Origin of the sequence: Chryseobacterium sp. (genome assembly GCF_019236175.1) — a bacterium.
In the GTDB taxonomy this organism is placed as follows: domain Bacteria; phylum Bacteroidota; class Bacteroidia; order Flavobacteriales; family Weeksellaceae; genus Chryseobacterium.
In genome coordinates this window covers 225,976-238,712 of record NZ_JAFAJM010000009.1, presented here as the reverse complement: position 1 = coordinate 238,712, position 12,737 = coordinate 225,976, and the positions used below count along the sequence as shown (strand labels likewise).

Below are 12,737 nucleotides of genomic sequence, written 5' to 3'. Positions count from 1 at the left end.
CATCATGTATATGAACAATCAATCATGAAAATAACCAATGAAATATTAATTATCGATCTGGAAGCTACCTGTTGGGAAAATGACAGACCTCCTGCAGGGCAGAAAGTTGATATTATAGAAATAGGAATTTGCAAACTTAATGTAACGTCAAAAGCAATTTCCCAAAAACAAAGCATCTATGTAATTCCTGAAAGATCGGAAGTTAACAGATTCTGTACAAAGCTGACGGGAATTACCCCACAGCTGATCGAAGAAAAAGGAATCTATTTTGAAGAAGCCTGCGAAAAAATTAAAGATGAATACCATTCGGAACCGCTTACCTGGGCCGGATATGGGAATTTCGACGGAGAACAGATCATTGAACAATGTGACTGGCTTGGTATTAAAAACCCTTTTTCAGAACATTATCTGAATGTAATGTACGAGTTTAAAAGACATTTCAGACTTTATAAATCAGTAGGTCTTAAAAGGGCCCTGGATCATCTGAATATGGATTTTGAAGGAAACCACCACAACGGAGCAGATGATGCCTATAATACAGCCAGAATTTTAAGCCATATTCTGGGTAAATAATCCGATGGAAGGCCGGAAGGTAAGTATAAATTATAAATAATGATGTGAATATTACCTTTTGTGCCTCTCTTCCAATTTTAAAAAATATAAACAAATGAAAACAACAGAAAACATACTCATTGTAGACCTTGAAGCAACGTGTTGGGAAAACCGGCCGCCAAGAGGACAGGAAAGTGAGATCATTGAAATCGGTGTCTGTATCATGAATGCCAGAACCGGTAAGGTCTCCAGAAATGAGGGAATCCTTATAAAACCTCAATTTTCAAAAGTAAGTCCGTTTTGTACGGAACTTACAACGCTTACACAAAACATTCTCGATAATGAAGGAGTCATGCTGGATGATGCCTTCGATATCCTGAGAGCAGAATATGATTCGGAGGAACTGACCTGGGCAAGCTACGGAAATTATGATCTCAATATGCTCCAGCATCAGGCAAGAAGATTTTATACTGATTATCCGATGAGTGATGATCACATTAATGTAAAAACTCTATTTGGCCAGTTGCATCCTACCATCAGGAAAAGTGTAGGAATGAACAGAGCCCTAGATGAGCTTGGTTTTGCGCTGGAAGGCACCCATCACAGAGGAGTGGATGATGCTAAAAATATCGCAAAAATTTTACACTGGTGTCTGAAGAATAATTAAATCTTCAACAGGATTATCAATAAAAATAAGGAAAGCTGTACACGGTACAGCTTTCCTTATTTTGTTAAGCTAAGAATATGACGGGAAAGAAGTCCGAATAATTCAGCCGGAATAGAATGCCCCATTCCGTCAATAAGAATGAGCTGAGAATCAGAAATACCGGCATGCAGATCTTTTGCACAATCCGGATGAAAAATCAGATCATCTGTTCCATGGATAATCAGTGAAGGAACTGTTATTCTTTTCAGAATATCCGGATTGTACTGATAGGAGCCCATAGCCATCAGTTGTCTGATCATCCCGTTTTTTGTTCTGGAACGGTTTAGCTCTTCTTCAATTAATGAGATTTCCTTTACGGTATCTAACGGGTATATTGTTCCGGCGATACTTTGTGCAAAATTTAATTTTTCCCTGATGTAGGCTTCCTTTTCTGTTACAGGATCAGCGGGAGGCTTTGTCATCATCCGCATCACTTCAGGATCAGGGGGAGGTAATTCCGGATTGAGAGATGTAGACATTATAATCGTCATGCTGATAAGTCTTTCAGGGTGAAAAGCTCCCAGGATCTGGGCAATAATTCCACCCATTGACCGGCCTATAATATGGGCTTTGTCGATTTGTAAATGATTAAGCAACCTTATCACATCCTGAGCCATATCCGTTAATGAATAAGGGAGATCTTCTTTTTTTAAATTTGAAAATAACTCCTCGATACTTCTGCCGGAAGTCATCTCTTTTTGACCGGTAAAAACAGAAGCGCCGGAATCCCTGTTGTCAAAACGGATAATCCTGAATCCCTGACCGGATAATAACCGGCAAAATGAATCTTCCCATCGTATCATCTGGCTTCCCAGTCCCGGGATCAGCAGGATGGTTTTGTTATTTTCTTTACCCAGTATCTCATAGCATAATTCTACATCATCAATAGTAAGTGTTTCCATTACATTTTTTTATTTAATAATATTTCCTCCAAGGGCAAAAGTCTGGAATCTTCAAGAGCAGCTATTCTGTGACCGGTAATTTTCATATACCTCTCATTCTGCTCAAAATTAAAAAAATCACTTACGCTTTTTTGCCTGATCAGCATACAGAGGTCCCAATATTCATTTTCAGGACCTATCAGAAACAGATCTCCTTTTCCTATGAAAAGAATTTCTCCGCCACTTTCTTTTAAAAAAGGCTCTGCCTCCCTGATATAAGTGAAATAAGCATCCAGGCCACTGATCTTCTCATTCGGCATCAAGTCCGGATGGCCGGAATAATCGGCTTCCTTTTTGAGTTTAATTAAATTCAGATTAATGATAGATCCCTTTATATTTTTAAGAAAGAGATGTTTGCCGGATTCAAAAGTAGGAGATAGATATTTTTCTGACATCACTTAATAAAGGTCATTATTTATTTCAGAAATAAAAGTCTGCTCCGCTTTTTTAATTTCCTGACGTTCATTGATATACTGGTTTTCCTGAGATGGGATGATGACTACGAATTCAAATGTAAAAGAATCACTTCCCTGCTCTGTCCAGTCTTTTTGCAGCTGGCTATTATTGAACTGACCGCCATTCAATAAAAATTTCATTTTGTTGACCAGCGCCTCCAGATTTAAAGATCCCTGAATATAACGTCTGCCATTGATTGTATTCGTAACAGCAATTACCCCCATCGTTATCTTATGGTTTTTTGCTTTTTCCCTCAGTTCTTTTTTTAATGTATTTTTCATGTTTGTTACTGTATATTTCCTCCCAGATCGGATAAGAACTCACTGACAATCCGAAGTGATTTATTCTTTTTGGAAGAAAGGATTTCTTTTGTAATATTTTCCGCACTTATCTGAGCCTCTTCAAATATCTTCTGACCACTGGAGGTGATGACGACATAGCTCACTCTGGCATCTCTTTCGTTGATTTCTCGGGTTACCAGTCCTATTTTTTCCAATGGATTCAACAGGCGGGTTATTCCGGAAGCTGTAAGTCCGATTTTTTCAGCAAGATCAATTCTTCGCATTTTACGCTCGGAAGAAGTACCCAGAATATAAAGAATAACAAAGTCATTGAATCCAAGACCATGTACACTCAGTGCATCAAATTTTCGTGCGATAACAGATTGTAATTTATTGATGTTGATTAATAGTAATAATTCTGAACTTATCATTGAAATGTATTTGAGTTGTCAAGTATTTTTATAATGCAAATATATAAATTTAAATCAATTACAATTTTTATTTAAAAAAAATAATCTGAAAATATTTTTTTAACATTTATTTATTTGTCTTTTAGAATAGAAAACCTGCCAAATTGTAAAATATTGTTGGAAAAATCACCGTTTTTATTCGAAATTGATCAATATATCTAAATACAGAGATTTTATTTTGTCTGTTAATAGTTGTGATAGAACAGGTTTCAATACTTAATATTTTGTTAAAAAAATCACTTTTATGGGATAATTTGTCGCCTGTCACTCATTTTTTGTTATTTTAGCCGGCAAGAATGAATTTATGCTTATTGAGGAGGAGTTTAAAGCAATCTATTTAAACTATAAAATAAAGGAAATTGTTCCTTTTCTGAAGAAGCTTACACCGAAAGACAAAAAAGAAATTGCCGCTCTTTTAAAGAAACGTATCAATAAAGAATGGGGGCACAATAGTATTTCTGTGTTGGCTGCGTTGACATGTTGTACAACTGGAAATGAATACAGTAAGGTCAGTCCGGGTTATTATTCCATGCCGGTAGATCTTATTGATGAATTGTTTGAATCCTATGTCCCTGAATGGATAGGAGAAAACTACCAGTTTTTAAAAGAAATTGAGTATCTTAAAATACTGGAATGGGAAGAGAAAGGATATCTGATACTGAATGATGAGATCTGTGCATCATTGCTTTCAGCCTCTATTTCAGAAGATATATTATTTAAATATCCCATTACCCTAGAATCTCATATCTGGCTCTTATTCGAATATGACTGCAATATTACAGCCCGTTATCAGGATAAGAACTGGAAAGATTTATTAAAAACTCTTGTTCAGGAAAATAAAATTGATCGTATCAGAGTTTTAAAATCATGTCTGAAAGCCATTAATTATAATTTTTCAAAAGAATATAATGCATGGTTTCTTGAGCTTTTTATTCATCTGGAACTTACCCATACAGAAATTCTGAAATTACAAGATGAGTTGTTTCTTATTTTTCATTCCGCACAACAATCATTGTTTCCCGGAATTATAAAACTTTTAAGTCCGGTAATGACGGATAAATGCTTTAAAACTGAAACATTTTTACACTCAGTAGAGTCTTTGCCCACCCTTTCAGCCAAAAATGTTTTAAATGGAATATTGGCAGCGTTTGAAAAACTGGCAAAGCATGATCCGAAGTTCAAAGAGCAGATCTGTATTCTTCTTATGCCCGTATTTTTGAATAAAGATACAACGATACAAACAAAAGCAGCAAAAATTATAGCCCGATATGGTGATCCGGAAGCCGACAGAATAAAACAGGAACTAAAATCTTATCAGGAAACACTTCTTTCAGATCCTTATCTGCTGTTAGAGCATTTTTTTACCGGAGATCAAAAGACCGATCAAAAAACAGGACAAGGATATGAGAACAAAAAATGGCATATTTCAGAACCTGTCTCTTCTGTGAAAACGATTGAAGACTTTATATTTCTGGCCTCTCAGGTATTCAACCAGCATGAGACTTTTCATTTCGATCAGTTTCTGGATGCATTGATGAGGGTGAATAATACACTTGAAGAACACCATTTAAATCAGCTTGAACCGGCTTTTAAAGCTGCTCTTAAAGTAAAAAACACATCAGGACTCCGCCATTTGCTGGCAACTTTCTTTATCAATTACGGGTTATCCAGACAGAAGAAGATATCATCTGTTCTGCAGGAAGCCAGACAGGAATTTCCAAGATTAGAAAATTGGGGAGAGAAAAGAACATCTTTGTTTTTTAAAGCCTATCAGCAGCTTCTTTTGGATATTTTTGAAAGATTGGAGCAGGGAAAAAATCTTCCTCTCCTCTCCATGCCGGATCATACTCCTTGCTGGGTTTCCTGTCATCAACTTATTCATCATCTGAAAATATATCAGGATCAAAATGAAAAACCTATTCCTTTTGATCTTCAGATTGCTGTACTTCGTGTAAAAAAAGAAAATATTAAAGAGGCAGAAAAGTATGCAAAGACATTGCTTAATGAAGACTATTATGCTTTTCTGAAACCTGTCTTTGACGAAAAATATTACAGGGAGCGGTATGAATATACCTATCTGGATGGGAGTTTTGAATGGAAGCTGAGTCATAAAAAAATATATAAATGGAATACGACTGAAGAGATTCCGCAGTTACTGATATCCATCGAAAATAAACAGGAACTTCCGGAAAATCCTTCTTTTTTAGACTATTTATTCAATTCTTATCATGGAATTTATCAGGATGATCTGATTCATATTTTATACACGGCACCCTATTTTTCCGGGTCTGTTTTTGCCAAAAAATATAATGAGACTTTATCTAATGCAAGTTACCAGTATGACAGTAAAGGCAACATAGAATTTCTCGATGCATGGATGAAACTGGATCTGCCTTTTCAGCCGGTTCATTATTTATTTCTTTCAGCCGGATTGCTGAATAAAGATAAAACATTCTGTGGTATAGCTTTTGAAGTACTGATAAACAAAGCGGTTTCGGACGATTTTGATAGCTGTCAATTCGGACGGTTGATCGGTGGGAAAATCAGTTTTGACCTTGCACCGGTGAAAAGATTAACAGACGGATTGTCCGGATTTATCAATCTGACTTCCAGCCATAATATGGCTTTTGAGAAACTGTTGATAGCCGTTCTTTCAGCGATTGAAAAACCGGTATTTAACCTGAAAAAAATTCTGGAACTTTATTATGAACTAATAAACATTAACCAATCTGAAGCAGATAAAGCCATCGCTGATCAGCTAACAGAATGGGAAAAAGAAAATAACCTGAAAAAAATTATTCATCAAATTAAAACACATGAAAGAAAGACTTTATGAGATCCTTAATGAGGGCAAAACACATGAGATTATTCCTTTTTTAAAACAGCTGAACGCTGAGGAAAGAAAAGCACTTGTACCGGCAATTAAAAAAATGGACCGGGAGATCAATAAAATCGTAATGACTAAAAATTCATATCATACGATAGGCTCTGTAGCTCAACATTCGATCTTGGACATTGCATCGTTGGTCTGTATGGACCAGAAAAACTTCGGGAAAAATTACTGGAGTATTTTCAGAAATATGGAACAAACAGAAAAAGTACTGGAATGGGGATGCCCGGACTGGTTCTCAGATTTTATCAATGAGTCTGTAGATGCTGAATTTACTGCTTTTAATTACCGGGATATTTTAGGATGGAGTGAGAAAGGCTATGTACAGCCTAAGCCGGAACTATTAGGCCATCATTTAAGTAATTACCCGGCTGAGCTCGATCAGCACCCTGAAACACTGAAAACCCACTTCTGGTATTTGTGCGAATATCCGTCCAAATCTTTACCCTTTCGTAAAGAATGGTTTCCGATTATTCAAAAGCTGCTGGCAGAACAAAAAATTGACAGAAAACGATTTCTCAAAGAATGCCTTTTGGCTTCCAACAGAAACTTTAATAAAAATGTGACCGGCTGGTTTATGGACACATTTACAGCATTAAAACCTACAGAAGAAGAACTGATAGAGCTTCAGAATGAGCTATTGGCAGGATTAGCTTCTGTGCAGTCAAAAGCTGTGAATACCATTCTGGCTCATTTAAAAAAAATAATAACGGTTCCGGGATTTAAGAGCGATGAATTTTCACACTATCTTCCCAACTTATTGAGTTCGGAGGTGAAAACAGTAGTGATGGCCAGTCTTATTGTCACAGAAAAAATTTTTCAGCGAAGAAGAACCAACCCGGAAAAACTGAGTGTAGCTTTAAGTACGGCATTTGTGAGTAAAGATGACGGGATACAGTCTAAAGCGGCAAAAATCATCCTGAAATATATTCCTGTTTCTGACAACATCAGGGAAGCGCTTTTTCACTATTCAGACAATATCCTGACGAATGTACGTCCTATTTTGGCAAAATATATTGAAGACAGACAACAGGAACTGGAAGAAGATCTGGTAACAGAAAAACGGGCTCTAATCACCGAAGAAAATAGAATTAAAGAACCGGAAAGTTTTGAAGATCTTATGTTTTTCATTCCTTTAGCCATAGAGAATCCGGGAACTTATCACTATGATATCGCGTTGGCCGGCCTTATCCGTTTTGCTGATGATGCCAATACGGATTCCGTAAAATTAATAGAACCGGTATTTCAAAAGGCCTGTAAAACAATTGCAAGATGGGAAGTTCCTTACTTTAACGTACTTCTTTGTAATCTTGTAATCAATTACGGGTTGAATTTACTGACCAGGTTTCCGGTGCCGTTAAAAAATCTGGAGAAAATATATCAAAAAACCGTTCAGGATGAGGCTACCAGGGAAGAATATACCAATTATAATAAAAAATTAGGACCAATAGGAGGAATCGGAGTAGGAACCCTTGCTATGAATGTCTTTAAAGAGATTGCAGGGGAGGTATCTCATAAAATACGCTCAGGAAATAAAATCCCTCTGTTATCAACAATTACGAATACTCCCTGCTGGATTGATCCTGTGAAATTGGTAGAACGACTTGAAATGTATCAGGAACAAAATATTGAACCTAACCATCTGGACGCCCAGTTGGCTTTACAGCGTTGTGCATTAGATAATACCTCCAAAGCTTTATCGTTGGCTGAGAAAAAATTAAAAGGAGAATATAAAGACTTAATCTTGTTTTTCTTTGGAAGAAATATTTTGCCCGAAGGGAAATTTGATCATCCTTCATGGTGGATGACCGCAGGTATTACCCGATCTCCGGGAACTGTTTTTAAAGAATTTCAGGATTTTGGATATGAAAATATTCCTAAAGAAGCTTTGTCCGGAATTTATGACTGGAAAACAATTGACAGTAAAAAGAATTCATATTATCCTACTGAACTCAATATTAGCATTCCGAAATATCACCTTGAAAAAGCAAAAAATCCGCTGTTACTGGCTTATTTTATTGCAGAGCAAAAGGACTTCTCTGAAACTCCCGCTTTTATGTGGAGCTTCCCGAATACTCCGGCCCATATTTTGGCCAGGGTAATTAAAAAGTGTCTGTATTATTCCGGTCTTGCTGAGGTGTATGAGAGAAATATGGTTCTGAATACAGCTCAGGCCCTTTATCAGCTGAAAAAACCTTTGGATGAAACGGGGTATCTGTTTTTGGGGACTATTTTCCTTGATAGTGATAAAACAATCAGAGGGATAGCTGCTGAAATATGGCTGGAACATGTTTCTTATCAGATGATTGATAATTCAAAACTGGGAAGAGTGACCGGTTTGCATGAAAAACTGGAATGGGCGCCTATTAAAAGACTCACTGATCTTATCCAGCATCAAATGATTAACGTAAGCAAAAATCATAATCAGGCACTGGAAGAGTTTGTTTCCAGTAGCTTGCTTCAAATGAATACTCCTGTGACAAATCTGAAAAAGCTTCTGGAGGTTTATCATGAAGTATTGGCTTTAAACCAGTCGGAGGCCGATGAAAAAGTAAAAGAAAAACTCAACGACTGGAAAGAAAACTCGAGCCTGAAAAAAATCTGCAATCTTCTTCTAAAAAAATAATTTATGGAAGATACGCTTATTTACAACTATTCCAGATCGTCTTCTTTGGAAAAGAAGGGTGCGCTGGAGGAACTGTTTCTTGCAAAATATAGTGAGATACAGAAAAATACCGATGTTCCCTGTTTTTTCTGGGGGAATGTAGGACAGCCGTTTATCTTGGCCCGATGCCTGATCACACTTTCCAATATTGTAAAGTCCAGCTTTAGTATGTCACCATTTCAAATGGCATTGCTTAAAGATCCCATTGTAACGGCAGGAAATGAAAGGTTGCGTTTTGAAGGTTTTTCACATTGCGCAGGCGTGTATGCGCGTGTAGATGTTTTACCGGAAGGCTTAGACGGAGAGTTTCTGGAAAACGGTACAACCAATGTGGATTTTAATCAGCCGATGATTACTGCTTTGGGAAGTATCCGGCCTAATGAAAATATTATGCTTTCTGTAGGAGAAAAAGAGGTAGGGCTGTATAGGGAAGATAAAAAAATAGTGGAGCGGAAAGTTCCGTTACCGGTAAAATGGATCAAAGGTCTCGGAACGGTTCAGATTTATTTATCCGAATCAGAAAGGCTGCACTGTTTCAATAAAATTCAGACACAACAGTTGTTCAGAGGAATGCCGAAGGGAGTCATAAAGTCAGACTATTATCTCATGGTGAGAGGGAATAAACCGATGTTTTCTCCTGTAAAATCAGCAGAAGCAATTTGTATAGGAGGTATTCACAGACTGAGGTTACTGGAACCCCTTCTGCCGTATATTGATCATATGAAGATTTTTGCTCATCCGAATATGCAGTCTACGACATGGCAGTTGTATATGGGGAATATAAGATTTAGTTTTTCCTTATCAAGAGAAAGCTGGAGAGGTTTTTCCGGAGAAGGTGCTGTATTGGATAGCTTAGTGACTGATATTTCTGATGAATGGATTGATGCACTGGATAAATATGCCTATGCTAATCAGTCTTTCAATGCGACAGTTTTGGCTCTGGAAGAAAAGTTAAGCCTGAATAAAGTTTCCAATCTTACGGGAAGACTTGCTGCGATGGGAATGTTGGGATATGATCTGGATGATAACGGATTTTTTTATCGGAGACTGCCATTTAAGCTGAACCGTATCTTAGGTTTAAATCCCAGAATGAAAAACGCAGAAAAGCTGATTGAAGAAGGGAAAGTAGAAATTCTAAATACCACGAAAGAAAGAACAGAAGCCAGAGTAGCCGGAACCGGAGTACATCATACTGTAATTATTGAAGGTGAGAAAGAACGCTGTACCTGTGAATGGTTCAGTAAATATCAGGGAGAACGGGGCCCCTGCAAACACGTTCTCGCGGTAAAAAAAATAATTAGTAAGTAAAAATATACAAGGACAGCCTGCTAAAGAAGCTGTCCTTGTATATGTATTACGGCTGCTTCAGCCATTCCTCATACGAAAGAACTCCTAATTCGGGTTTTCCTTCTCCTTCCAGAATAGAAATGAATTCCAGCTGGTTTCCATCCGGATCATTAAAATAGATGGCCAGAGCAGGCATCCATGCAAATACCATCGGTTCAACGGTTCCGTTTTTTAAAAAGTTATAAGGCTTTAAGTTTTTCTTTTCTAAAAAGCCTACTGAATAGTTTAAAATATCCTCTTTACTGCTTGTAAAAGCAAAATGTCTGGTCTGAAGGTTTTCTTTCTGTTCCCATAATCCCAGCATAAATTCTTTCCCTTCACCTACCCATAAAAAGGCGATCGGTCTTGTCTCATCTCTATGAGCTAATTTTAATCCCAAAACTTCCGTATAAAAATGTATGGCATTTTCCAGATGGCTTACCTGAATATGAGTTTCATATAATCCTTTAATCATAGCTTTAATTGTAATGATACAAAACTAAATAATGCATATTCAGGAAAAGGGATTTTATGATTTCTTTAGTTAAAACGAATGATAGACGGATTTTATAATGATACGGTATATTCACTTATCTATTGCTGTGAATTCACGAATATCATATTGTTTTCCTTATTCAGCGGTGTATTTTTTTGAAGTTGCAATAGAACAGAACCGGAGAATATAATAAGCCATTTCCGGATTTCCTTTGTCCCGTACATACCATAAATAAAATCAAAGAAAAAAAACTACGCAAAAAGACTGCGTATCAGAGTGTTTACTTTGCATTCAGAAATCAGGGATGGACAAAAAACAAATAATTATAAAAAACAAATAGCAATGAATACTCATCCGCCAGATCACAAAAACCCCGTCTGTTTAAATAAATATCAGATGGAAGACAAAGAAAGCAGGGGGCATAAAATAGTGCTATTTCATTCATCATGACGGGGCATCGTGGGTTCAAATCCCGCCTCTTCCACTAAAAAAACACAACTATCTATAGGAAGAGTAGCCCCGCAGTTTACAGCACAATTACACCTTTTGTCTGTCACCTTGTTTTATAAAAACAGGAACCGAATGCGGGAACAAGGAAGATCTTTGTATCATAATTTTCTATAAAGTCCAATTGATCATTCATTCAGACTTTGCTATTTTCCTTTTCCCGTTTTCGGTTCCTTACCTGTGAAGTCTGGAAAGGAATAGCGAAGCCGGTACTTCCGGCAGACATTGTCCTGTTTTTTCCTTCCTGTACCTTTACAAAAAATACCGGTAATTACTTGCCGGCATTTTTTATTGTTTCTTCAAGCTCTCCCTCAAACATCGTTTTCCATTTGGCGAGCGTAGTTCTGCTTATTTTATATTTTCTGGACATATAACTGGTAGAGTGGCCGTGTTTCTTCTGATATTGAAGAAGTTTAAGCATCGTCTTTTTGTCGTAAGTCTTAAGTTTTTGGTTTTCCTTGGATTGTTTGAAAAGCCTTTCATTAAACTTCAGCACATCGTCACTGGTGTTAAGCTTTCCAAGAAGCTCTTTGATTTTCGGATCCTTTAATTTTTCGGGATGTTCCAGCTTGAGCATATCCTGATAAATTTTCTTGTAATTGGGACGCATGTAATATCTCTTTATCCGTTCGTATTATCACTCTTTTGAAGCCACCTGTGAAGGGTGCTTTTAGGAATAGAATATTCTTTAATGACCTCACTTTGTGTCATCTCTCCGGAAAGAATCCTTTTCATAATGAATTCTTTAATTTCCTGAGTATAAATATTTTTTCTGAAGTAAGGAATCTTATCAGATTTCTGTTGATTTTTATTGACAGCCGATGGAGGTGCATATAATATTAAATGCGAGCTGTACAGTCTGAAAAAATCATATTCCAATAATTTGCTCCATCTTAGAAGTATATCCGTGTCTACTGATTTGCTGTTGTACATTTTTTCAACAGACTCTTCATCCTTATTCAGGAATTTACATATCCTTTCTATCGTTATTTCACTTTCATCAACCCTCTCCTTGATAAACTTTCCAATATGGATTTCTTTATATAACATTTTTATTGAATATTGTCTCTTATTAAACTCATACATTAAAAAGAATAAATAGGTCATATCAACTTTTAAAGCTCAGTGGAAGATATATTAATGAGTAAGGATAATAATGTCCTGCAAAGTCATAATCCTGATTCAGATTATTTGAAAAATTAAAAAGACTGCATTGTTTGCTACTTTAATTTAACTACCGGATATATTCCTTATTTTTTCATCTGGTTCATTAATTCTCCATCCGCTTCAAACTTCTTTTCTCTACCATTTGTGCAAATAATATATAACCTATTAAAGCTTTTTTATGCAATATTATTGTTCTAAGCTATTATTTATTTTTTGGCTGCATTTTTTATTATAGCAGCCGGATTTTTTTATATGCTGAGATTCCAAATCATGATAAATA

12 protein-coding genes are annotated in these 12,737 nt (G+C 36.5%); 5 read left to right on the top strand and 7 right to left on the bottom strand.

Translation table 11 applies throughout. The features are described 5' to 3' along the window. Positions 1-24 precede the first annotated feature (24 nt). Together JO178_RS08600 and JO178_RS08595 are read left to right on the top strand one after the other, a co-directional pair. Positions 25-573, top strand: coding sequence for a 3'-5' exonuclease (locus tag JO178_RS08600; RefSeq protein WP_291934309.1), 549 nt, complete (start codon positions 25-27; stop codon positions 571-573). Between the two features lie 94 nt (positions 574-667). Next, positions 668-1,219 carry a 3'-5' exonuclease gene (locus JO178_RS08595; RefSeq protein WP_291934306.1) on the top strand — a complete coding sequence of 184 codons (552 nt, stop codon included), beginning with the start codon at positions 668-670 and terminating at the stop codon, positions 1,217-1,219. Between the two features lie 56 nt (positions 1,220-1,275). Here JO178_RS08595 and JO178_RS08590 read toward each other — a convergent pair whose 3' ends face one another. The 4 genes from JO178_RS08590 to JO178_RS08575 are packed head-to-tail and all read right to left on the bottom strand — an operon-like array spanning position 1,276 to position 3,367. Continuing rightward, positions 1,276-2,160: an alpha/beta hydrolase gene (locus tag JO178_RS08590; protein WP_291934300.1), complete on the bottom strand. Its 885-nt coding sequence runs from the start codon at positions 2,158-2,160 to the stop codon at positions 1,276-1,278. Beyond that, positions 2,160-2,594 (bottom strand): DUF1330 domain-containing protein, encoded by a 435-nt coding sequence (locus JO178_RS08585; protein ID WP_291934297.1) that lies wholly within the window; start codon positions 2,592-2,594, stop codon positions 2,160-2,162. Before JO178_RS08585 ends, JO178_RS08590 begins: the two co-directional genes overlap by 1 nt. A gap of 3 nt (positions 2,595-2,597) precedes the next feature. Next, positions 2,598-2,936 (bottom strand): GIY-YIG nuclease family protein, encoded by a 339-nt coding sequence (locus tag JO178_RS08580; protein ID WP_291934294.1) that lies wholly within the window; start codon positions 2,934-2,936, stop codon positions 2,598-2,600. Between the two features lie 5 nt (positions 2,937-2,941). Then, entirely contained in the window at positions 2,942-3,367 is a 426-nt protein-coding gene (locus tag JO178_RS08575; RefSeq protein ID WP_291934292.1) for a MarR family transcriptional regulator, read from the bottom strand. A gap of 343 nt (positions 3,368-3,710) precedes the next feature. Here JO178_RS08575 and JO178_RS08570 point away from each other — a divergent pair, with 343 nt between their 5' ends. Genes JO178_RS08570 through JO178_RS08560 form a run of 3 tightly spaced genes read left to right on the top strand, consistent with a single transcriptional unit; the run spans position 3,711 to position 10,269 of the window. Continuing rightward, positions 3,711-6,242 (top strand): DUF6493 family protein, encoded by a 2,532-nt coding sequence (locus JO178_RS08570; protein ID WP_291934289.1) that lies wholly within the window; start codon positions 3,711-3,713, stop codon positions 6,240-6,242. Next, a complete protein-coding gene (locus tag JO178_RS08565) occupies positions 6,223-8,922 on the top strand; it encodes a DUF6493 family protein (protein ID WP_291934286.1) in 2,700 nt (899 codons plus the stop codon). The genes JO178_RS08570 and JO178_RS08565 overlap by 20 nt, the downstream gene beginning before the upstream one ends. Before the next feature lie 3 nt (positions 8,923-8,925). Continuing rightward, complete coding sequence (locus JO178_RS08560; protein WP_291934283.1) at positions 8,926-10,269, top strand: SWIM zinc finger family protein; 1,344 nt, start codon at positions 8,926-8,928, stop codon at positions 10,267-10,269. 46 nt (positions 10,270-10,315) lie between these two features. Here JO178_RS08560 and JO178_RS08555 read toward each other — a convergent pair whose 3' ends face one another. The 3 genes from JO178_RS08555 to JO178_RS08545 all read right to left on the bottom strand — a co-directional run bounded on the left by JO178_RS08555 (position 10,316) and on the right by JO178_RS08545 (position 12,340). Next, positions 10,316-10,762: a VOC family protein gene (locus tag JO178_RS08555; RefSeq protein ID WP_291934281.1), complete on the bottom strand. Its 447-nt coding sequence runs from the start codon at positions 10,760-10,762 to the stop codon at positions 10,316-10,318. Between the two features lie 799 nt (positions 10,763-11,561). Further along, positions 11,562-11,900 (bottom strand): helix-turn-helix domain-containing protein, encoded by a 339-nt coding sequence (locus JO178_RS08550; RefSeq protein ID WP_291934279.1) that lies wholly within the window; start codon positions 11,898-11,900, stop codon positions 11,562-11,564. A gap of 11 nt (positions 11,901-11,911) precedes the next feature. Beyond that, positions 11,912-12,340, bottom strand: a complete 429-nt coding sequence (locus JO178_RS08545) for a transposase (RefSeq protein WP_291934277.1) — start codon at positions 12,338-12,340, stop codon at positions 11,912-11,914. Between the last annotated feature and the right edge of the window lie 397 nt (positions 12,341-12,737).

Coding starts and splice junctions, on each gene's coding strand:
- JO178_RS08560 (WP_291934283.1), top strand. CDS start 8,926: ATGGAAGATACGCTTATTTACAACTATTCCAGATCGTCTTCTTTGGAA.
- JO178_RS08555 (WP_291934281.1), bottom strand. CDS start 10,762: ATGATTAAAGGATTATATGAAACTCATATTCAGGTAAGCCATCTGGAA.
- JO178_RS08565 (WP_291934286.1), top strand. CDS start 6,223: ATGAAAGAAAGACTTTATGAGATCCTTAATGAGGGCAAAACACATGAG.
- JO178_RS08575 (WP_291934292.1), bottom strand. CDS start 3,367: ATGATAAGTTCAGAATTATTACTATTAATCAACATCAATAAATTACAA.
- JO178_RS08595 (WP_291934306.1), top strand. CDS start 668: ATGAAAACAACAGAAAACATACTCATTGTAGACCTTGAAGCAACGTGT.
- JO178_RS08580 (WP_291934294.1), bottom strand. CDS start 2,936: ATGAAAAATACATTAAAAAAAGAACTGAGGGAAAAAGCAAAAAACCAT.
- JO178_RS08570 (WP_291934289.1), top strand. CDS start 3,711: ATGCTTATTGAGGAGGAGTTTAAAGCAATCTATTTAAACTATAAAATA.
- JO178_RS08600 (WP_291934309.1), top strand. CDS start 25: ATGAAAATAACCAATGAAATATTAATTATCGATCTGGAAGCTACCTGT.
- JO178_RS08585 (WP_291934297.1), bottom strand. CDS start 2,594: ATGTCAGAAAAATATCTATCTCCTACTTTTGAATCCGGCAAACATCTC.
- JO178_RS08545 (WP_291934277.1), bottom strand. CDS start 12,340: ATGTTATATAAAGAAATCCATATTGGAAAGTTTATCAAGGAGAGGGTT.
- JO178_RS08550 (WP_291934279.1), bottom strand. CDS start 11,900: ATGCGTCCCAATTACAAGAAAATTTATCAGGATATGCTCAAGCTGGAA.
- JO178_RS08590 (WP_291934300.1), bottom strand. CDS start 2,160: ATGGAAACACTTACTATTGATGATGTAGAATTATGCTATGAGATACTG.